This is a genomic window from Cedecea sp. (assembly GCF_036500665.1).
Classification (GTDB): domain Bacteria; phylum Pseudomonadota; class Gammaproteobacteria; order Enterobacterales; family Enterobacteriaceae; genus Cedecea.
In genome coordinates, this window is the sequence record NZ_DASYBS010000004.1 from 26340 (window position 1) to 48122 (window position 21783).

General features: G+C 55.3%; 17 protein-coding genes. All 17 read left to right on the forward strand.

Annotated features, from left to right (window positions below; translation table 11 throughout):
* Positions 1-71 precede the first annotated feature (71 nt).
* The 17 genes from VGM55_RS00310 (at position 72) to VGM55_RS00390 (ending at position 21772) form a co-directional block, all read left to right on the forward strand.
* Complete coding sequence (locus VGM55_RS00310; RefSeq protein WP_414648172.1) at positions 72-2519, forward strand: fimbria/pilus outer membrane usher protein; 2448 nt, start codon at positions 72-74, stop codon at positions 2517-2519.
* Between the two features lie 21 nt (positions 2520-2540).
* On the forward strand, positions 2541-3293 hold the full coding sequence (locus VGM55_RS00315) for a fimbrial biogenesis chaperone (protein ID WP_154186410.1): 753 nt from the start codon (positions 2541-2543) through the stop codon (positions 3291-3293).
* Positions 3294-3315: 22 nt separating this feature from the next.
* Positions 3316-3945: a fimbrial protein gene (locus VGM55_RS00320; RefSeq protein WP_154186412.1), complete on the forward strand. Its 630-nt coding sequence runs from the start codon at positions 3316-3318 to the stop codon at positions 3943-3945.
* A 10-nt stretch (positions 3946-3955) separates the two neighbouring features.
* Positions 3956-5002 (forward strand): fimbrial protein, encoded by a 1047-nt coding sequence (locus VGM55_RS00325; protein ID WP_331634216.1) that lies wholly within the window; start codon positions 3956-3958, stop codon positions 5000-5002.
* A 13-nt stretch (positions 5003-5015) separates the two neighbouring features.
* Positions 5016-5537 carry a fimbrial protein gene (locus tag VGM55_RS00330; RefSeq protein WP_154186416.1) on the forward strand — a complete coding sequence of 174 codons (522 nt, stop codon included), beginning with the start codon at positions 5016-5018 and terminating at the stop codon, positions 5535-5537.
* 152 nt (positions 5538-5689) lie between these two features.
* Positions 5690-6640, forward strand: coding sequence for an ImpA family type VI secretion system protein (locus VGM55_RS00335; protein ID WP_154186418.1), 951 nt, complete (start codon positions 5690-5692; stop codon positions 6638-6640).
* A gap of 21 nt (positions 6641-6661) precedes the next feature.
* A complete protein-coding gene (gene tssB / locus VGM55_RS00340) occupies positions 6662-7207 on the forward strand; it encodes a type VI secretion system contractile sheath small subunit (RefSeq protein WP_154186419.1) in 546 nt (181 codons plus the stop codon).
* Positions 7207-8721 carry a type VI secretion system contractile sheath large subunit gene (tssC, locus tag VGM55_RS00345; protein ID WP_154186422.1) on the forward strand — a complete coding sequence of 505 codons (1515 nt, stop codon included), beginning with the start codon at positions 7207-7209 and terminating at the stop codon, positions 8719-8721. Before tssB ends, tssC begins: the two co-directional genes overlap by 1 nt.
* 123 nt (positions 8722-8844) lie before the next feature.
* Complete coding sequence (locus VGM55_RS00350; RefSeq protein WP_154186424.1) at positions 8845-9393, forward strand: Hcp family type VI secretion system effector; 549 nt, start codon at positions 8845-8847, stop codon at positions 9391-9393.
* Positions 9394-9473: 80 nt separating this feature from the next.
* Positions 9474-9920, forward strand: a complete 447-nt coding sequence (gene tssE, locus VGM55_RS00355) for a type VI secretion system baseplate subunit TssE (protein WP_154186426.1) — start codon at positions 9474-9476, stop codon at positions 9918-9920.
* A gap of 18 nt (positions 9921-9938) precedes the next feature.
* Positions 9939-11780: a type VI secretion system baseplate subunit TssF gene (tssF, locus tag VGM55_RS00360; RefSeq protein ID WP_331634217.1), complete on the forward strand. Its 1842-nt coding sequence runs from the start codon at positions 9939-9941 to the stop codon at positions 11778-11780.
* A complete protein-coding gene (tssG, locus tag VGM55_RS00365; protein WP_154186430.1) occupies positions 11770-12789 on the forward strand; it encodes a type VI secretion system baseplate subunit TssG in 1020 nt (339 codons plus the stop codon). The genes tssF and tssG overlap by 11 nt, the downstream gene beginning before the upstream one ends.
* Before the next feature lie 15 nt (positions 12790-12804).
* Positions 12805-15381 carry a type VI secretion system ATPase TssH gene (gene tssH, locus VGM55_RS00370; RefSeq protein ID WP_331634218.1) on the forward strand — a complete coding sequence of 859 codons (2577 nt, stop codon included), beginning with the start codon at positions 12805-12807 and terminating at the stop codon, positions 15379-15381.
* Between the two features lie 72 nt (positions 15382-15453).
* The gene (locus tag VGM55_RS00375) at positions 15454-17775 is read left to right on the forward strand and encodes a type VI secretion system Vgr family protein (RefSeq protein ID WP_154186432.1); all 2322 of its coding nucleotides are present in this window, start codon (positions 15454-15456) and stop codon (positions 17773-17775) included.
* An 8-nt stretch (positions 17776-17783) separates the two neighbouring features.
* Positions 17784-20021, forward strand: coding sequence for a DUF2169 family type VI secretion system accessory protein (locus VGM55_RS00380; RefSeq protein WP_154186434.1), 2238 nt, complete (start codon positions 17784-17786; stop codon positions 20019-20021).
* Positions 20011-21171 (forward strand): pentapeptide repeat-containing protein, encoded by a 1161-nt coding sequence (locus tag VGM55_RS00385; RefSeq protein WP_331634219.1) that lies wholly within the window; start codon positions 20011-20013, stop codon positions 21169-21171. Before VGM55_RS00380 ends, VGM55_RS00385 begins: the two co-directional genes overlap by 11 nt.
* Positions 21164-21772 (forward strand): DUF3540 domain-containing protein, encoded by a 609-nt coding sequence (locus tag VGM55_RS00390; RefSeq protein ID WP_154186438.1) that lies wholly within the window; start codon positions 21164-21166, stop codon positions 21770-21772. The genes VGM55_RS00385 and VGM55_RS00390 overlap by 8 nt, the downstream gene beginning before the upstream one ends.
* Positions 21773-21783: the final 11 nt, after the last annotated feature.

Sequence of the window (21783 nt, forward strand, 5' to 3'; positions counted from 1 at the left end):
ATCTGGAATAAGCGAAAATTTCTATGATATCCCTGGATACGAAAAAAAAATTGCTGGCGGTGTGTATTGGCTTGTCATTTTATAAGCCCGATGAAGCGGCCGCGGCAACGGAATTTAATACCTACATACTGGATGTCAACGATCGCGACCGTGTTGATTTGAGCCGTTTCTCTAACGATGGCTACGTCATGCCGGGCGAATATCTGCTGGATGTCAAAATTAATGACGCCATGATAGGCCAGCGCACCATTCGGTTCATCACCGATCCGCAAAACCCTGATGCATCCCGCGCCTGTTTGCCTGCCGATCTTGTCGGCATGATGGCGCTAAAGCCGGAAGCCGCGGAAAAGATCCGCTACTGGAATGGCAACCAGTGCGTGGATATCAGCGGTATTGAGGGGGCTACCGTATCTAATCGTATTGGTCAGGGCGTCCTGCAAATAACAATTCCTCAGGCATGGATGAAATACAAAGACGCCAACTGGACGCCACCAGAACAGTGGGACCGGGGGATCCCCGGCCTGCTGGTGGACTACAACCTGACGGGGCAAATCGGTAAGCGCTACGGTAAGAATGATGTGCACAGCTCCTATAACAGTTTCAGCAGTTATGGTACCGCTGGGGCTAACGTAGGAAGCCTGCGCCTGCGTGCCGATTATCAGGCCTGGTCTGCGCGCAACAAGCTAAGGGATAAAGGCGGTTTTGCCTGGAACCAGATCTATGGTTTTGTCCCCTTGCCGGAGCAAGGGGCCCGCTTTGCCGTGGGCGAGATTTACCACGATTCTAGTATTTTTAGTAACTTCCGAATGACCGGGGCAAGCCTGCGCAGTGACGAAAGAATGCTGCCGCCTAGCCTGCAGGGATTTGCGCCGGAAGTCCGTGGTACCGCCAAAAGCAACGCCAAAGTCACCCTTTCCCAGGACGGGCGCATTCTTTATGAAACCACCGTGCCGGCGGGGCCGTTTGTCATCCAGGACCTCAACAGTTCGGTGCGCGGAAAGATAAATGTCCGTATTGAAGAGGACAACGGCAGCGTGTCGACTTATGACGTCAACACCGCGTCGGTTCCCTATCTGACTCGTCCTGGATCGGTACGCTATAACTTGGCCATGGGGATGCCTTCTAACACCAACCACCGGGTTTACGGGCAGGGATTTGGCCTGGCGGATATCTCCTGGGGGCTGAGCAATAACTGGTCACTGTATGGCGGTGCGCTGCTCGGCGGTAGCTATAACGCGGTCAACGCGGGCGTCGGCGTCAATCTCAATGCGCTGGGGGCTGTGTCTCTGGACGTGACCCAGTCTTTTGCTTCGCTGCCGGGACGCGGGCGGGATAACGGTATGTCGGTGAAGGTGCAGTACTCCAAACGTTTTGATGAGTATGACAGCCAGATAACCTTCGCGGGCTACCGCTTCTCCCAGCGTAAATACATGGATATGTCTCAGTATCTTGACGCGCGCTATGAGCGCGAGCGTGAAGACTATGGCAGCCGGGAAAAGCAGAGCTACACCGTCAGCGCCAGCAAAACGTTCTTTGCCGACTCGCCTTCGAAGGCCTTTACCACCTATATCAACTACAACCACCTGGAGTACTGGAACCGGCCCACACAGGAGCGCATCGATTTCTCGGTGAGCAAAATGATGAATATCGGGTCGCTACAGGGGGTGTCGGTATCCCTGAGTGCCTACAAATCGAAATATCACGAAACCCGCAACGACTACGGTGGCTCGTTGAATATCTCTCTGCCGCTGGGGCAGGGACGTCGGGGTGGTTACAACATGCAGGTACAAAACAGCGACATCACTCAGACGGGATCCTACAGCGATTATTCCGATCCGAATAACAACTGGCAGTTGAATTCGGGGATGAACCGCAAAGGGAAAGCGCTGGGCAGTGGCTACTACACCCATGAATCCCCTTACGGCACCTTTGCCGCCAACACCTCATACCAGCAGGACAGCTATGCCTCGCTTAGCGCGTCGATGAGAGGGGGCGCAACGGCGACAGCGCAGGGAGCGGCACTGCACCGCAACGGCTTTGGCGGGGGATCGCGAATTATGGTCAATACCGGCAATGTCAGCGGTGTGCCGATTAACAATGGCAAAACGACCACTAACCGATTTGGCGTAGGCGTGGTCTCCGATGTACCGAGCTATTTCGACACAACCACCAGCATCGACGTCAACAAGCTGGCAAACGATGTTGAAGCGACCCGCGCGGTCGTGCAGGGCACTCTGACTGAGGGAGCCATCGGTTATCGCAACTTTGCGGTAGTACGCGGCGAGAAAATGTTTGCCGCGCTGCGAACCGCTAACGGCGAAGCTCCCCCGTTTGGCGCCATCGTTCTGAACCAGAGTGGACGTGAAGTTTCGGTGGTGAACGATGACGGCAGCGTCTATCTCACCGGCGTACAGAAAGAAGAGGTGCTGGACGTTGCCTGGGGCGGCAGCAGGCAGTGCCGAATCAAGGTACCGGGCAACTATCAGAGTCTTTCCCAGCTCCTTTTACCGTGTGAATAATTGACAGGAAATCGATTAACTATGTCTCTCTTTTCTTTAAAAACTACGCTGGCGCTGACCGTTGTTATCGCCTGTGCGCTGATCAGTCTCTCCACCTTTGCGGCGCTGACGCCGGACAGAACCCGCATCGTCTTTGATGAGGATAACCGTTCGGTCAGCATCATGATAACCAACGACAACAAACAGCTGCCGTTTCTCGCCCAATCCTGGCTGGAGGATGCCGGGCACAAAAAGGTGCATTCACCGCTGATGGTGATGCCGCCGCTGCAGCGTATCAACGGCGGTGAAAAAAGCCTGGTGCGCATCGTGGCTTCTCCGGCCATCGCCACGCTGCCGGCGGACAAAGAGTCCTTATTCTACTTTAACCTGCTGGAGGTACCGCCGCGCCCGGAGAAGAGCAACGTCATGCAGATAGCGCTCCAGTCGCAGATCAAACTCTTCTATCGCCCGAAGGCGATCAAGCCAGAAAGAGGGGCCGTCTGGCAGGACAAGTTGATATTCCACAAGCAGGCAGGCGGGTTGCGTATTGAAAACCCTACGCCTTATTACGTCACGCTAAGCAGGATTTCGCGGAATTTTCATAAGGACGGTGGGGGCGTTATCAAGGGCTTCACGCCGGTCATGATTGCGCCAAAGGCGAGTGAGAACGTCTCGCTGCCCGAGGGGCTGCCTAATCAGTTTGTAGTGAGCTACATCAACGACTACGGCGGTCAGCCGGAGATCAAGTTCAGCTGCAAGGGGAGTACCGGCTGCCGTGTGGCTGGCGACCAGTAAGGGCCATTGAAGGAGAAAATTTATGGGACACCATGCACCACGCACCACGTTACAAAGAATGCTGCTGACGGCCTGTTTACTCGTCTGCACGTCAAGCCAGGCGCGCGATTCGAAACCCATTGCCCAGCCGCGTAACGAGATACCAGACGTCGCTCAAATTCACTTTGTTGGCGGCTTGCTCAGCACGCCCTGCGCGCTGTCGGTGGACTCTGCTTTTCAGCGGGTCGATCTCGGGCAGCTTAGTGCGAAAAGCTTTCGCGAAGTAGGGGACCGTTCGGCGGATGTCACCTTCACTTTGCGTTTTCAGGACTGCCTGATGGGAGCGCATGCGTTTGAAGACGGTATCGACAGCACGCGCTACAGCGGAGACAACAGCTTTGTCACCGGTGAGCAGGTTGTCGCCTTTTCCTTCGCGGGAGAGACGGACATCGCCAACCCGAACCTGCTGAAACTCAACGGTGCACGGGGCGTGGGTATCCGGTTAAGCGATGCCAGAGGGACACAAATCCCGCTCAACAGGGTGATGCGCAATCAGTACCTGAACGCGGGCAACAACGAATTACGATTTAGCGCGAATCTTGAAGCGACACAAAGGTTCGTGATGGCCGACGCCTTTGACGCTGTCGTCAACGTCAATGTTTACTATTTCTAAGGGGGCAGTCTTGAGCGTTTACCCATTAAACCGCCTTACGCTGGCGCTGGCGCTTCTCACGCTTTCCGGGCTCGCGCGGGCTGAGGTGCAGGGAGAGATCCAGGGCTTAGACGGCGTTATCACGCCTCCGGAGGTGATTTTAACCCAGGATAAAGTCACCAGTAACGTACCTGGGGCAGAGTTTGAAGTGAAATGGGGCTACACGCCAGTCTATTTAGGAAAATCCTACTGCCCGTCCGGGCCAATAGAGCGCAGCACCATCACCTATAATGCCCGTTTTGCTGATTTATTGCCTGGCAGTGACAGCTGGCATAAGTTCAATGATTACTTTGACGTGAAAGTGGTTATGTCAGTGGGAAACGGTGCTGGTGGTTCGGGGACCAATATAGACAACGTGGTCGTTCCATTCCCGGCGAAAACCGGCACCGACAGTGACTATGTCTGTTACCCCACCGACAAGAATGGCACTCCGCTGGGTGAACACAAAATGTTTTATACCGCCAGTAAGGGGACGGCGACCTTCAGGCTACGCAAAAGCCTGGATGGAAATAGCGATGCTAAATCCGAACACACTGTTGAGGTCTTTGGCTTTTTAACCAATGGCGTAGGGTTTGGCAGTGATCCTATCTTCAGGATGACTTTCCGCACGGATGTCGAGGCTACCCCGGAAAAATGCACCTTTAATAACGGCAGCCCGATCAACGTCGATTTTGGCGATATCGGGACCGACAATCTGGACGGCAGTCGCTATGTTAAGAACGTTGATATTACCTTTGTCTGTACCGGTGGGCGTTTTGATGCAGGCGACGTACCTATTAGCCTGGCGCTTAAGCAAAACGGTACCAGCGGCGACAGTTTTGCGACCAACCTGGCCGATCTGAGCATCCTGGTTAAACGTCAGGGGAATCTGGTGAAGCCCAACGTTGCCGAGCCGGTCACAAGCCCCGGGAACCGCGGAAGCTGGAACCTGACCGCCGCGCCGCTGGCGGCAGTCGACGCCTCTCTGGGAGAGGGGGTCTTTACCGCTTCTGCCACCGTGGTGGCGAGTTTTCAATAAAGGAGATTACGGCATGCGTAGCGCAATGATGAGTCTGGTGTTGCTCGCCGGCAGCTTCAGTGGCTCGGTTCTGGCTATCGACTCAGTGGGCGGTGAGGTGACATTTTTCGGAAGACTGGTACCGCAGCCTTGCACCGTCAATCCCGAGTCACTGGATATGACGGTTCCCCTTGAGCCCGTTAACGTTAAAACGCTGGTGGCGAACGGCGGGAAAGGGGCGGATAACGCCTTTTCTATCGGTCTCTCAGGCTGCAAAACCAGCGTAAAGGATACCGTCCGGGTGATGTTTAACGGTCAGGTAGACCCGGATATGGCCGGACTATTGCAGACCACGGGAACGGCAAAAGGGGTCGCGCTCCGTTTGCTCAATAAGGATCTGTCAAACCTGGATATTAATACACAATCGCTGCCGATAACGCTGGTCGACGGCAGCAATGCGTTGAATTTCTTCGTCCGGGTGGAGACGAACGATGCGTCAAAAGTCGTGGGGGGGCCTTACGAGGCCAGCGCCACGTTTACGCTTAGCTATCAGTAACCATCAGAATTTCCAGACGTTAAAGTGTCATTAGCTCGCTTTTAATAGCCATTACTTCGTAGACACCTGATAATTATATTGCTCAGCAGCACCAGCACCAGGCTAATTAACGATAAGCATTTTAGTATCGTTGTGTTTAAAAGGACGTAAATATGAATGCTATCGTATTTAACGAAATAGACGGCGTTGAATATGACCCGCTGTATAACGAAATACTGCTGGCGCTTTCCGATCATGACAATTCTGCTGACCCACTTATTAATTCTGAAGAAAGTGAGTCAGTCGACTGGGTGGATATTTGTGAGAAATGTGAGCGGTTATTAACTGCCTGTAAAGATCTGCGCGTTATGATCTGGCATTTACGGGCAACGCTGCACACGCAGGGCATTATTGCGCTGTTTCATGATATCCGTCGAATTGATGAAGCGCTGGCCAGCGGGGAGACCGTTTTTCCACATATGCCGGATGAGCCGGAGGGCAGTAGCCACGCGGCCGCACTGGGCTGGATGGCAACCGCCTCCTGCCTGTCGGAAATAAAACAAGCCCGATTAATGGCGGACAGTACGCTTACCATTGAAGAACTGCAGCGCTGCATGTTGCAGGATGATTCGGTTCTCACGTGGTCAGAGCTGATTGTTATTCTTGGGAAAAGTGCCGTCAGATACCAGGCGCAGGGCTGCCCGGCGCTGCAATTTCAGTGCTCATTTGTCGTGGAGGCGCTGGCGCGTATTGAACAATATGCCAATCAGCATAGCGACAGCTATCAGCTGGACTGCCGTAATCTACGGGCGGTATTAAGCAAAATGGCCGCTCAACTGGCCGGGCTGGAGCAACCTCCCGTGGACGACGCGGGCGTGGTAACCGAGGTGCCTGATGAGAACAGTACGCTTCGGCGAGACGGTCAAATTCGCAGCCGCCAGGATGCTGTATTAATGATGAATAGCATCATCGATTATTTTAAGGCTCATGAGCCAAGCCATCCCGCGCCAATATTTATTCGGCGGGCGCAAAAACTGATTGGTATGGAATTTGAAGATATTGTCGAGGAATTAATGCCGGATGCCCGTGGGGCTCTGGGAACCTTTATTGGGAAGTCAGGCTAATAGTTTTTTCAGGAGAGTCTAATGGCCAGAGATACAAGCTCGCAAAAATTTATAGGCAAAAATAATGCACCGCGAGTTCAAATTGAATACGACGTTGAAATATACGGTTCACAAAAAAAGGTGGAATTACCGTTCGTAACCGGGGTGATGGCTGATTTATCTGGCCATCGCGCTGAACCACTGATGCCGATCGCCGAGCGCAAGTTTTTAACGTTTGATAAAGACAATTTTGATGCTCGCATGCGCGCTATTACCCCGCGCCTGTCGATGCGTGTCGATAATACGCTGAGCGACGATGATTCGCTGCTGAATGTGGAACTCGACTTTACCTCGATGGACGACTTTTCTCCCGGAGCGATTGCCAAAAACGTACCGGAGCTGTCGCGTCTGATGGAAACCCGCTCTCGCCTGGCGGAGCTGATTACCTATATGGACGGCAAAGCGAGCGCGGAAGAGGTGATTAAAAGTTTGCTGGAAGACCCGGATTTCCTCCATCGCCAGGTGAATGAGAAGAACAACGCGTTTCTGAACCCACAGAACGATGAGAACCCAGGGGAGGATGCCTGATGGACATGATGCAAGACGCGGCCCTCAGCCGTAAGGGCGAACTCCAGTTCCAGGATGAAAACAACAGCGCGCTGGATGAGATCCTCAAGCGCTCCTTCCGTCCGCGCACCGACGAGGCTGGCGATGCCGTTCGTCGTGCGGTCTGTACGCTAATGGAGTATGCGGGTAGCCAGCAGACCCGCGTGAGTCGGGACGTGGTATTAACCGTCGAGTCGCTTATCGCCGAAATTGACCAAAAAATCAGCGCGCAGGTTAACCATATCCTGCATCACGATGAGTTTCAGAAGCTGGAGTCCGCCTGGCGTGGCCTGAGCTATCTCATCGACAACGCGCATGAGAATGAGCACCTGAAAATTCGCGTGATGAACGTCAACAAGGACGAACTGGCGCGGGAACTGCGTCGCTATCGCGGAGCTGCCTGGGATCAAAGCCCGGTGTTCAAACAGATTTATGAGCATGAATACGGTCAATTCGGGGGCGAACCCTTTGGCTGCCTGATTGGTGACTTCGAGTTTGACCACAGTCAGCAGAGCGTCTCGTTGCTGACTGAAATGGCGAAAATTGCCGCTGCCGCACACTGCCCATTCATCTCCGCGGCTTCACCATCGCTGATGCAGATGAGTAACTGGAACGAGCTGGCCAACCCGCGTGATATCGGCAAGATCTTCTCCACGCCGGAATATGCCGCCTGGCGCAGCCTGCGTGAAAGTAACGACTCCCGTTATCTGGTACTGACGATGCCGCGCTTCCTCTCCCGCCTGCCTTACGGCGCGAAGAGCAATCCGGTGGAGGAGTTTGCGTTTGAAGAGTGTGTCCGTCCTGACCAGGTTAACGACTTTGCCTGGGCTAACTCGGCCTATGCAATGGGGGCCAACATTAACCGTGCCTTCAGCGAATACGGCTGGTGTTCACGCATTCGCGGTATCGAATCCGGCGGTGGCGTTGAAGAGCTTCCGGCTTACACCTTCCCGTCAGATGAAGGAGGCTATGAGCTTATCTGCCCAACGGAGATAGCGATTTCTGACCGCCGCGAACATGAGCTGTCCGAGGCGGGGTTCCTGCCGCTGGTGTACCGTAAAAACACCGATTTTGCGGCGTTTATCGGCTCCTGCACCTTGCACAGTGCAGCCACCTACGATGACGCAGATGCCACCGCTAACGCCCGACTTTCCGCGCGTCTGCCATACATCTTCGCTACCTGTCGCTTTGCGCATTACCTGAAATGTATCGTGCGCGACAAAATTGGTTCATTCCGCTCGCGGGATGAAATGCAGCGCTGGCTTAACGACTGGCTAATGAACTATGTGGACGGCGACCCATCTGTTTCTTCAGAGGCCACAAAGGCGCGTCGCCCGCTTTCTGCAGCGGAAGTTCAGGTCGAGGAAGTGGCCGACGATCCGGGCTATTATCGCGCACATTTTTATTTACGACCGCATTACCAGCTGGAAGGTATGACGGTATCACTGCGATTGGTATCGAAACTGCCTTCCGCAAGGACCGATGGTAATAACTAAGAAGTAACCTGCAAGTGTGTTGATTGATTAATCACAAAGACGCTGTAAATCCATGTGATTGTTATATCCATTGTAGCTAATGGTGATTTAGCTTGAGTATTAAACTTAAATAAGGAGTTATTAATGTCGACAGCAACTAAGTATGATCCAAGCACCTCGGGTCTGGCTGATTTCTTTTTAAAAATTGAAGGTATTGAAGGAGAATCAAAGGACAAGGATTATAAAGGTTGGATCCAGCTTCAGGGTTGGAAATGGTCGCAGGAAAATGGCGCTCGCTGGAGTAAAGGCAGCGGCGGTGGTGCCGGTAAAATCAATATGAACGATATTGAATTCCGTATGTTGTCAAACAAAGCAACACCGAAAATTTTTAACTACTGTGCTAATGGTAAGCATATCAGTGAAGTGAAACTGGTGTGCCGTAAGGCCGGTTCAGGTCAGCAGGACTTCCTGACCATGACCTTCTCCAACTGTCTGATTTCTTCTTACGATATTGCCGGGAACATGCCGCATAACGTCAATGAGGTGGCCAACACCAATTCAGTGATGCCGGGCGAAATAATGAAGCTGAATTTCAGCAAAATTGAAATTCAATATCGCGAGCAGAACGATGACGGCACGATGGGTGCGGCTGTCACTACGCACTATGATCTTGCTACTAACCGTTATAGTTAATTGATTTTTTTTAACAGGCTACCTGCGGATAGCCTGTTATTTTTTCCTGAAAACAGCAATCCCTGTAATGAATGGTGATAATGAAAAAAATACAGCCTGCATTATTTGATAAATTAACTTTGCGCCATCATGGGTATAAGAAATCCGCCTGGCGTGAATGGATTCTTCGCGATATTGAATGTTTACTAAATGACGCTTCTCGTAGCGCTCAACTACAACTTAAACAACATTCATTTTGCATGAGTTCGGTCCTCAATTATGGTTTACCTTCATTAAGCAAACGTATACCGATTAATACTGACCCCATGATTCTGGCACGGCATATCCAGAATATTATTGCCACTTTCGAGCCGCGACTTGAGCCTGAGAGTATTCGCGTAGTGCCTATTCTGGACACCGATCAGGCACATGTACTGGCAATTTTATTCGATATTTTTGGCGTCTGCTTATTTTCCGGAGAACCGGAAACAGTGAATTTACGCATTGCCCTCGATTACTCCTGTGGGGCGGTGAAAGTACTTGAATAACAAGGATGAGAGAACGTCATGCTGAGTGAACGTTTCCTGGGATTATACAATGAGGAATTGCGCTATCTTCGCGAATGCGGGATGCAGTTCGCTGAGCGCCATCCGCAGGTTGCCCGGCATCTCGGGATGCATAAAGACGGGGTTCAGGATCCTTTCGTTGAACGTTTACTGGAAGGTTCTGCTTTTCTCAGCGCCCGCGTCCATGAACGTATTGAAAATGAATATCCCGAATTTGCGCTGCAAATGCTGGAGCGACTGGCCCCGTACTGGCACACGCCTATGCCGTCGATTGCCACCATCGGGCTGACGCCGGATTTTACCTCGCCGCTGTGGCAGGCTCCGGTAGTGCTGCCAAAAGGCAGCAAGGTGACCTTGTCGGACACGTCGTTGCGCAATAAAAACGTCACTTTTGTTACCGGACGTGAGCTGGCGATCCAGCCGGTCGCCATCAGCATGGCCGAATGCAGCGCCAGCCTTGCTGCCGAACTGCCAGAGGCCGTTACTCGTCATCTGAACAGCGCGCAGTCCTGCCTGCGCCTGCGGCTGACCACCCAGGGCGTCAAGCCACTCAGCCAGACAACGTTCGACCCTTTACACCTCACCCTGACCGGGAGTGCCGTGCGGGCAAACCAACTGCTGACGGCCTTGACCAATGGCTGCCAGAAGGTGGTGCTTTGGGCGCGTCAGGCGGCAGGTCCATTAGTGACCGTGCTCGACAAAAGCCAGCTGCGCCAGGGGGGACTCAGTGAAGAGGAAGCCTTGCTGCCTCAGGGGATTGGTGAACTGCCCGGTAGCAGACTGATGCGCGAATTTTTCGCTGCCCCGTCGCGTTTTTACAGCGTCGACCTGCACGGTATTAACGACTTTCTTGCCCGCTGCGGGCAGCAGCAGGAGTGTGAGCTCCTCTTTGCGTTGGACGCGGCGAACCCGCAGCTGCTTGAGCAGGTGAGCACCAAAGATTTTCACCTGTTTGCCACGCCGGTCATCAACCTCTACTCGCGCCGTTGCGATCCGGTGCAGCTGGATAAACAGCGTACCGAACATCACATTGTGGTCGACAGGCTAAATCCGGCGCTCTACGAAGTCCATCATCTGCAAAGCGTACAGGGGCTGACCCGTAGCACTGAGGCCGTTACCTTTTCTCGTTTGCCCGAAGATGTCGCTTTTGGCCACGGGCAGCCACGGGCAGGCTATGCCGTGCGCCGCTGCTCCTCGCCGCAGCCCCAGTCAGCCGGGCGGTCGCTGTTTGGAGATGATGACCTGTTTATTACCCTTTCACCGGGGGCAACAGAGACACAGCTTGATGAGATCTCCTCGCTCTCCGTATCGGCGATGGTCTGCGATCGTTTTTTCCTGCCTGACCAGCTTCAGCAGCCGATGCTGCAGATTTCACTGGCGCTGCCCCTGACGTCGATTTCATTGCTGCGCATGCCTTCAGCACCTCGCCCGGTACCGGAGATTCGTCAGGCCTGGCAGGCGATCGGTCGGGTGACGGTCAACCCGCTGCGCTATATGGCCCCCGAGGTAAAGGATGCCGCTCCGCTCATCCGTAACTGGCTGTCGCTTTTTGCCACTACGGCACAGGCGAGCCAACGGCGGTGTATCAGCAGTATTGAGAGCGCCACCTTTACCGCGAGTTTTGAGCGTGATACCCGCCCCGGCCCGATGACATGGACCCGAGGGGTAAAGGCCTGCATCAATCTCTGTAGCGAGAATCATGCCGATCAGGGGGGGCTGCTGTTTGGCCGATTGCTCCATTCCGCGCTGAGCGACTACTGCCAGCTCAATCAGACGCTGCGCACCGTGCTCTTGATGGACGGTGAGCCGTTCGCCGAGTGGGAGCCGTCGCATGATTTTTAGAAACGCCACCCTGAGCCCTGCGCCCGGCTATCGCCTGCTAAAGGCAAAATCGCCTGCAGTCGCGTTTCCCGGACTTTCAAACCAGCTGAATTTTTTTGAGCTGTTGAGGCGTCTTGAGCGCGATGGCCGCCTTGGCGTGAGGCCCGGAAGCGCACGCGAGCGACAGGTTATCGGGCTTGAGGTGATCCAGCCTGCCGATCTTGCTTTTGCCCCGCGCGAAGTTGTCAGCGTAACGCAGCGGCCGGCGAGAAATGCAGAGCCGCCTTCGCTGGTGGTGGTTTGCCGCCACTTTGGCATGTTTGCCCCGTATGGTCCGCTGCCGATCCACGTTACGGAGCATGCTCGTCAGGAGATGCTCACCCTAAATAACCGCGCTTTTCAGGAGTTTATCGCGCTGTTAAGCCAGCGGCTTGCGGTCTGGCACTACCGAGCCTGGGCCCAAACTAACGTGGCGTTGGGCCATGAGCGCCAGCGGGAAAATGCTTTTCTTCATCGGATCAACCAGCTTAGCGGCGTGTGTGATACCGGCGCGGGCAATATTCACGTCAAGCGGCTGCGCTCCCGCTTTGCCGGGGCATGGCTGCCGGGGCGAACAGGGTGGGCGACGCTACAGCAGATGCTGCAGCACTACTTCGCCGTGCCCATCACTATTCAGGGGCGTCATCCCCGCTGGATGCTGGGTGATGAGGCTCGCCAGCGTATGGGAAAGCTGGGGCAGACGCGCCTGGGCAGGCGTTTTTACGACACAGAGCATGCGGCCCGCATTACCCTCGGGCCGCTGGGCCCCCCGGATTATTTATGCTGGCAGTCCGGCAGTGAACGACTCGCCGCGTTGCTTGCCATCTGCCGTGACTATGCGGGGCAGCAGATCCTGTTTGACGTGGATCTGCACATTATTAACCGACCGGATATGTCGTCCCGTCTGGGACAAACCCGGCTCAGCAGGGACGGCTGGCTGAAGGCGGAAAGCAGTACCTACAAGCAGAACGTATTTCAACAATCTTGCTAATTTGAGGGATTTTCGGTGTATCAACGCGAGCGTTTATTTTCCAGACTGGGCCACTTTGCGTATCAGTCTGTTGTTAAAGCCACCAAGCTGTGCCAGACCTACCGGCATGAATACGTGGAGCTGGAGCATTGGCTCAGGGGGGTCCTGGAAGAGCCACGGGGCGATGTACCGCAGCTAATGACGCATTACGGCGTCAACCTGGCGCGTCTCACCGACCAGCTGGATCACATCCTTAGCCATATGACCACCCGCAGCGTGGTGGCTCAGGATCTTTCTGGCCGTCTGGAGCAGGCCGTTGAGCGTGGTTTACTCATGAGCCAGATGCTCGACGACAGTCAGTCCGTGCGCACGGTCCATATTCTGCTGGGGCTGTTGCAGGACAGCAGCCTGCAGCGTTGGCTCTACCGTCTCAGCGACGAGTTCAAAAAGCTGCCGATTCCGGAGGTCATGGAGAACTTCAGCACGCTGCTGGCGGCTTCCGTTGAGCACGAAGAGCCAGTAACCGCGGAGGCTTCGCTCGCCGCTACGGGCGGCAAAGAACATGCTACAACATTGGATAAATGGTGTAGCGACCTGACTCGCCAGGCGCTTGAGGGGGAAATCGACCCCGTCGTGGGGCGCGACGCTGAGCTGCGCCAGACCATCGATATTCTTCTCCGGCGGCGGCAGAACAATCCCATTCTGGTCGGCGAGGCTGGCGTGGGGAAAACGGCCGTGGTGGAAGCGCTGGCCTGCAAGATAGCCTCGGGCGATGTCCCTCCGTTGCTGAAAGGTGCGCGTTTGTTATCGCTGGATTTAGGGCGCATGCAGGCGGGAGCCAGCATGCGAGGGGAGTTTGAATCACGCCTGAAGGCGCTGATTGACGCCATCACCCACGCTGAGACGCCGGTTATCCTTTTCTGCGATGAGGCGCATACCCTTGTTGGCGCCGGGGGGCAGGCGGGCACCGGTGATGCGGTTAACCTGCTGAAGCCGATGCTGGCCCGCGGTTCGCTGCGCATGATTGCCGCCACCACCTGGTCGGAATACAAACAGTTTATTGAACCTGACGCGGCGCTAACCCGCCGCTTCCAGAGCGTGCCTATCGGAGAACCGACAGAAGAAGCGGCGGTTGAAATGATGCGCGCGATTGCTCCGGCTTTTTCACGCCACCACGGTGTGACCATCCGTGACTCCGCCATCCGCGCCGCGGTGCGCTTGTCATTGCGTAATCTCCCGTCTCGCCAACTGCCGGATAAGGCCATCAGCCTGCTGGATACGGCCTGCGCCCGGGTTTCACTCAGCCACCACGTGACCCCGCAGCGTGTCGCGCAGCTGGATGCAACGCTGAATGCCCGCCAGGCGGAAATGGATGCTCTGCATGCGGAAATTCCGTTGGGCAGTAACGTCAGCGAGCGCCTGGGCTGGCTGGAGCAGAACATCAGTGAGGCCCGCGACGCGCGCGCGCTGCTGGGGGAGCGACACACGCAGGAACAGGCGCTGGTGACGCGTCTGCAGGAGGCCGGGCGCGAGGAGGGTGAAGCAATCGGTCCGGTGCTGGATGAGCTGAATACCCTGCAGCTGGGCGATCCGCTGGTGCACCCCTGGGTGGATGAAATGGTGGTTGCTGAAGTGCTCTCCGACTGGACCGGTATTCCGTCCGGACGCATGATCCAGGACGATCTTGATAACGCATTGCAGCTGGAGAAACACCTCGGTGCACGCGTCTTCGGGCAGCGTTCTGCCATCAGTGAAATTGCCCAGGCGGTACGTATTAGCCGCGCGGGGATCCAGCACCCTGAACGCCCGCTTGGCGTCTTCCTGCTGGCGGGGCCGACCGGTACCGGTAAGACCGAAACCGCGGCGGCGCTAGCCGAGGCGATGTATGCCGGTGCCCATAACCTCATCACCTTCAACATGAGCGAATTCCAGGAGGCGCATACCGTCTCCACTCTTAAAGGCGCACCTCCCGGTTACGTTGGCTATGGCAAGGGCGGCAAGCTCACCGAAGCCGTGCGCCGTAAACCTTATTCCGTGATCCTGCTGGATGAGTTCGATAAAGCGCACCCGGACGTCTACGACCTGTTCTATCAGGTGTTTGATAAGGGCTGGATGGAGGATGGGGAGGGGCGAATCATCAGTTTCCGCCATTGCTTCATTCTAATCACCTGCAACCAGGGGGCGGAGGAGATCGAACGCACGCTGGAAGCGGAGCCGGAAATCCCTATGGCGCAGCTACGCCCCCGTGTCCACAGCGCGCTGGAACGTAAATTTGCACCCGCGCTACTGGCGCGTATGAAGCTGATTCCTTATCTGCCGCTCGATGAAGCAGCCCTGGAGCAGATCGCTACCAAATACATGACGAGCCTCCAACAGCGACTGAAAGAGGAGGTCGGTGCGGAATTTGCCTGGGATCCTGAGGTATGCAAATGGGTGGCGAGTCGGGTAGTGGACCATCCACACCGTGGACGAGCGGTGGAGGATCTGCTCTGCCAGACGGTACTCCCGGCAATCGGCAATGAGCTGCTGCGCCGCAAGAAAAAAGAGGAAGTGACGAAAAGTATCCATCTGATCATCGAAGGGGAAGAACTCAGTATGGCGTTTAGCCAGTGAGGGGATGTGAATAGTGCTTATGTCTCCGTGCGAAACGGGGAACCTGTTTATTTTGATTAAAGAGAGGTTGTTATGTCCTTTCAGGAAGAACCAGACCGCATCTTCGAACTGATGATAGATCACCCCTATCTACAGGGAGAGCTGAGAGCCCAGCCCATCAGCTTTCGCACGGAAGAAGAGCTTTCAGATAGCCAGAAATTTTACCTGGAGATGCAGGTCCACAAGGACACCTGGGTAGATTTGAACAAGCTGCTCGGTGAGGGCGTGCACATTTATGCCCGTTATCGCAGCAATATTCTGCCTTTTGCGGCAGGCGAAATCGTTGATGGTGCCATGGAGGCGCTCGAGATAGAGCCGCACTACATTCGGCACTACTACGGTTATGTCACGGCAGGGTATGACCTGCACCAGCATGGCGACTACTACGTCTACAAGCTTGAGATGAGCACCTGGCTGTGGTTCCTGGGGCAGAACCGTAATAGCCGCATTTTCCAGCAGAGAAATATCCTGGGCGTTATCCAGGAGACCTTCTCGCGCTACAGTGAAATTGCCAAATTCGAGCTGGATATCGCGGAGGATTATCCCGATCGCGAGTACTGCGTGCAGTTTGGTGAAACCGATCTTAACTTCATCAACCGCCTGCTGGAAGAAGAGGGGATCTGGTACTACTTCCGCCATGAGTGGGATAAACACACCATGGTCATCACCGACAAGCAACAGTTTGGTGAAATGCCGGGTGGCTATAACTCGCTGCCCTGGCAGCCCAGTGGTTCACGCACAAAAGCCACCACCGAAGGCATTCAGGAAATGCGCCGCTCGCGCAAGGTCCGCCCAAACGAGGTCATTCTGCGCGACTACGACTACCTGCGCCCGAGCCACAACCTGCAGGTCGACCAGGAGTTGCCCGACGGCGGGCTGCCGAACGTACAGCTAGAGTGGTACGACTACGCGGCTGGCTATCAGAGCATCGATCGTGGGGAGAAAATTGCCCGTCTTCGCCTGCAGCTGATGCAGAGTGAGCGGCAGATGCTGAGCGGTAAGGCAACGGCGATTGGGCTGGTCCCCGGCTATGGCTTCTCGATGTTTAACCATGGTACCGGGGAGCTTAACCGGCGCTATAAGTTGCTGTCAGTGCATTACAACTTCGTGATGGATAGGGGCGGTGCGGACCCCGGTGACAATGAAGGTGGGCGGCATCGTAACCAGGCATGGTGCAGTTTTATCGCGTTGAACGACGATGTACCGAACCGGCCGCAGCTCCGCACGCCGCGACCTGAAGTGCCGGGGCTACAAAGTGCGACGGTGGTGGGAACGCCTGGTTCAGAGGTTTATACCGATGAACATGCGCGTATTAAAGTCCACTTCCATTGGGACCGTTACCGCACACGTGAAGAAGACAGTTCCTGTTGGGTGAGGGTAGTGCAGGCCTGGGCGGGCAAAGGCTGGGGAGTTATCGCCATGCCGCGCGTTGGGCAGGAAGTGCTCATTACTTATGTGGACGGCGATTTGGATCGCCCACTGGTGACCGGGATTGTCTACAACGGCGAAAACCCGCCGCCTTACGATTTGCCGCGTGAGATTGGCCACACGGGGATAAAGTCACGATCGCTGAAACACGGGAGTCCGCAAAACTACAGCGAGATAACCCTGGTCGACGATCGGGGGGCCGAAAAAGTGCTGATCCACGCCGAACGCGATCAAACCAACAGCGTGGAACGCGATCTTAACATCCTGGTGCAGAACAACCGCTACGACTACGTGCGTAACCTGCATCATGAAGAGCTGAATCTTCACTACTACACGGGGAATATCCGCTATAGCGTCACCGGACTTGCGGTGCAGTTGACGACCCTGAAGAAGGATTTCACCGCGTTGCATTGCGGCAACACGATGGTGGACTTCCTGTTTACCGGTATGAGCACTTCGTTTACCGGCATCAACACCACGACGGACATGATTGGCACGCACCTTACCGGGCTGAAAACCAATCTGACGGCGCTTGAGACGTCAATGACCGGTATCGACAACGAGCTGTTTGGTATGAAAAACAAGCTTGGGGTGATGGAGAACGTGCTGCAGGCCAACCGGAACAGCTTCACGGCGCTGAATAATGAGTTTGTTGGTATGGATAACGCCGCGGTGGTGAACAGCAACCGCCTGGTGGGGATCAATAACAATATTGTCGGCGTGAATACCGAGCTGTACGGCATCAACACCATCCGAACCGGCAACTTCCTGAACCTGAATGCAGCAGAAGTGAGCATTGTGGGAGTGCGCAATGAAAACTACGGCTCTTATGTGGGCAACATGGGCGTCCGTATTGATAACACTGGCACCACGATTAACAACACGGGCTTCGAAAACCGAACCGTGGGCCTACTGCTGATTAACTAGGGACCTCTATGCAGATAATCAAGCCACAACAGCTTATTTTCCTGAACGGGCGTTATCAGATAGGCGGACAAAGCTATTTGGGTATCAGCGCAGTGGCGGGGTTTTATCTTTCAAATCCTGACCATTTCGCCTGTGAGGCGGATATCTGGGCGGGCTGGGAAAAAGCGCCAATGTCCTTTCGCGTTCTGGATATGGCAGAGCCTAAACCGTTGGCCGAGTTTCTGCTGGCAGGGCATGTACAGACCGGGCAGGCGGAAAAAGTGGCTGACGCCAGCGTCAGCGTTGGCGGCCTGTCGCGCCAGTGGCGGCTGGTCGGGGAGTCTGACCGGACTTCGCTTCAGGTGACGCCGTTTTCGCGTATGCCTCTGGACCATACTCAGAGCTACGGGGGCGAAGGATGTGAGGATAATCCGCTGGGGCGCGGCCATCAGGACGGCCTCTCTCCCATGCTGATGACCCTGGAAAACGGCGAGCTGCAGCGGCAGTCACCTCTTGCGGCGCCGGTACCGGTACCGCAGGATTTTGCCGTGCGCAAATTCTGGCTGGAGAAGGTCGCCGCCGAAATGAACGGCAAATCCTATCTGGAGAATGTTTTCCCCGGCTTTCCGCAGAGTCTGGATCGCCGCTATTTCCAGCTGGCGCCACCGTCTCAACGCCTGAGCCAGGAAGGATGGCCTGATGATGTCCCATACGCCTTGAGCGGTTTCTTACCGGACGGGGAGATTATTCAGGGGAGCATTCCGAAGGTGCAGGCGCGCGCCTTCTGCAGTACCAGAGCCGAACCGGAAAAGCTCATGCCGCTGCAGCTTACGCGCAAGACCCTGTGGCTGCTGCCCGACAGTGACCTCGGGCTGGTTATTTTCACCGGCCAGCTCGCCATCAGCCATCTTATGGACCAGCCGCTTGCGAGCCTGACGCTGGCGCTGGACGGCCTGAATGCTCCTCGCGACGACGTCTGGTTCCATGAAGTGATTACCCGCAGACGCGCGAGCAGCGGCAGTGAGTTCGACTCTCTGTACGATCCGGATTTAATGCCCCAGGGGGCGGGGATGAACGCCATCCACACCAAAGCGCACAACCCCACGTCCCCCCGCTATAAGCAGGGCGTCCGGCACGACAGCATCGAACATTACCGTATGCTGCGCCAAAAGGTAGTGGAGCATCAGCAGAAGAGTCAGATAGCCGCGCCGGCGCTTGAGAAAATCGACTGGCAGGCATTCTCCCATACCTGCCGCCACCCGCTGGCGACGCTTGCCGGTGGCCGTGAGCCGAACGTCATTGAAGGGGAAATTTACACCGGCCAGGCGGTGGAGAAGGCCGTGCTGACCAACCTGACGTTCCGGCAGTGCCAGTTCGTTGACTGCAGCTTAACGGAGGCCGTGTTATCGGGCTGCCTGTTCGAATACTGCCAGTTTGAAAACTGCACGCTAAACGGTAGCCAGTTTAGCCAATGTACGCTCAGCAAAAGCCGTTTTACGCAATGCCAGTTTGACGATGTTCAACTCGGGGAGTGCAACCTGATGCAGGTCGGGTTTAACGAGAGTAGCGTTCGTCGGCTGCGGGCGACGGCCTGTATCTGGCAGGAAGGGCAGTTTGAAAAATCTAATTTCAGTCAGTCGCAGTTGGTCGGCGGAGAGATGAACAGCTGTTCGTTTATCGACAGCCTGTTGAGTGGAAGCCACTGGCAGGCCATCAAAGTGACGGGCTGTATCGCTAATCAGTGCGAGTGGAAAAACGGCGTGCTGGAGGATGTTGATTTTTGCCGGGGATCGCTGCTCGGTTGCGACTGCCGCCATACGGTTTGGCGACGTTCCCGGCTTGAGAGCACAACCCTGCGCGACGACTGTCGCCTGGCGATGGTGGGGTTTAGCGAGTGTTTGCTGGTGCAGACAGGTTTTCGTGCCGTTGAGCTGCACAACAGCACCTTTACCTGCACCACGATGTCGGAGGTGAGCTTCGAGGGGGCCGACCTGCGCCACAGCCGCCTGATTCGCTGCGAAATGGCGGGCTGTAATCTAAAAGAGAGCCAGCTTCGCTATAGCGCCTGGCAACAGTCAAGCCTGCAGGGGGCCGTGCTCTACCATGCCGACTTGCGGGATGCGACCTTTGACGGCTGCAACCTGGTGACGGCTACCCTGTCGCTCATTCGACGCAATACGGGCAGTCGCTTTGACCGCTGTCTGCTGGATGAGGCGGTTTGGTATCCACTCTGGCAGGAACAAATGCAGGAGGAAAATGATGCCTGAAGCAAAAGGGAAATCCCGTACGCTTAATCCGATAGTGGCCGGTGCTTCGCTGGATATGTGCAACAACGACATCCCGGAGGCCCCTGCGGTACGCGACAAGCGGGACTACAGGGGTGTGCGCCTGATAGGCCAGGAGAAGAGCGAACTGCGCTTTGTTGACTGTCACTTCCGGGAGCTGGCGCTGGAGAGATGTCATTTCAGGAAAATACACCTTGAGCGTTGTGTAATCGACAGCGTGCAGCTTATCGCTTGTAATATCAGCGAACTGACGCTGGACGGGTGTGAAATAAGCGGCGTTGTGGTGAAGAACAGTGAAATAAACCAGTGCATGATTCAGGCTGGTGCGCTGGCAAAAAGCGGGCTGCACAACAGCTTTGTCGAGGGGTTAACCCTGAATCAGGTACAGGTTCAGGAGCTGCAGCTTGAGACGCTAAAACTATCACATTGGGTGGCGGTCAACAGCAGCGTGCATGCACTGACGCTAGAGAAAAGCACCCTGAGCGACGCCAGCTGGTACAACTGCTCGCTGGCGGACAGTCAATATGTCGAGAGCGAGATCTACCGCCAGGCGATGAGTAACTGCCGGCTCAGTGACTGCCATTATGTGCAGGTAAAAGGTAGCCATTTCGTCTGGAATGATTGCCAGCTTACCGGGATGACATTAGCCGGGCTGCCGCTGAACGGCGCCAGCCTGATAGGGTCGACGCTCAATGGTTGTAACCTGGCGCGCAGTAACCTTTCGAATGCGGTATTGACGCGGGCAACCCTGAACGATTGTGTACTGTCGCAAACGGATATGACGTTTTGCCAGGCAGAAAGCGCGACGTTTAACCGCTGCGACCTTCGGCAGGCGGGCCTGCAGAATGCCCGACTTAACGGCGTTTCCTTCACGTCTACGGCGATGACCGGAGGAAACTTCAGCGGTGCCGATCTTCGGTCTGCGCGCCTGACTGACGGCTCGTTTCATGATGTGGCCTGCCGCGACGGGGTTCGCCTGCATCAGGTTCAGGGAGAGGGATGGAGCAGTGCTGCGCCGGAGCCGCTGCTATTACACATTGATAGCTGGTATCAGCTAAATCAGCCGGGCGTGCCGGAAGCTGTATTACCCTCGCTTCCCCGCCCTGCAGGAGGAGGGAGTCGTTATGTCTAGAGCACTGCCGGCCAGCGGGACGGTATATGAGAGAGGTCAGGTACTGAGAAATGACTATCTCAGCGAGGGGCGTTTGCCGAGTGGGACGCAGGTGGTAGCCGAAATTAAGCGCGATGTGATGGGATGCCTCTACCTGGCTTCTTACGCCAGCTATGAGCTACGGGTCGCGACCAGCTGCCTGATTGTCCCTCAGGAAGGGGATCGCATTCGCGCGACGGTAGACCAAAAAAAGCTCTATGTGACCGATATTTTAGTCCGGAATCATGAAGGCCCGCTGCAAATCCATTGCGGTCAGCAAGCGTTAGAAATTCAGGCAGAAAAAATGAGCCTGCAGGCCGGAGAAAGCCTGGAAATTAAAGCGGAAAGTATTTCATTACACGCACGGTTTAGCCGCTGGGTTTCGCAGCGAATGAATCAAATTTCCCGGCACTGGTTTGTGCAGGCAGATGATGCCTACCGTAAAATAAAAAATAACGAAGAACTGGAGGCGAAAAATATAAACTATCAAGCTGAAGAGTCTCTGTCGCTTAAAGGAAATTTAACCTCCATCCGCGGCACAACGGTTGTTAAGGTTGATGGAAGTCAGATTCATATGGGGTAACTAATGCCACC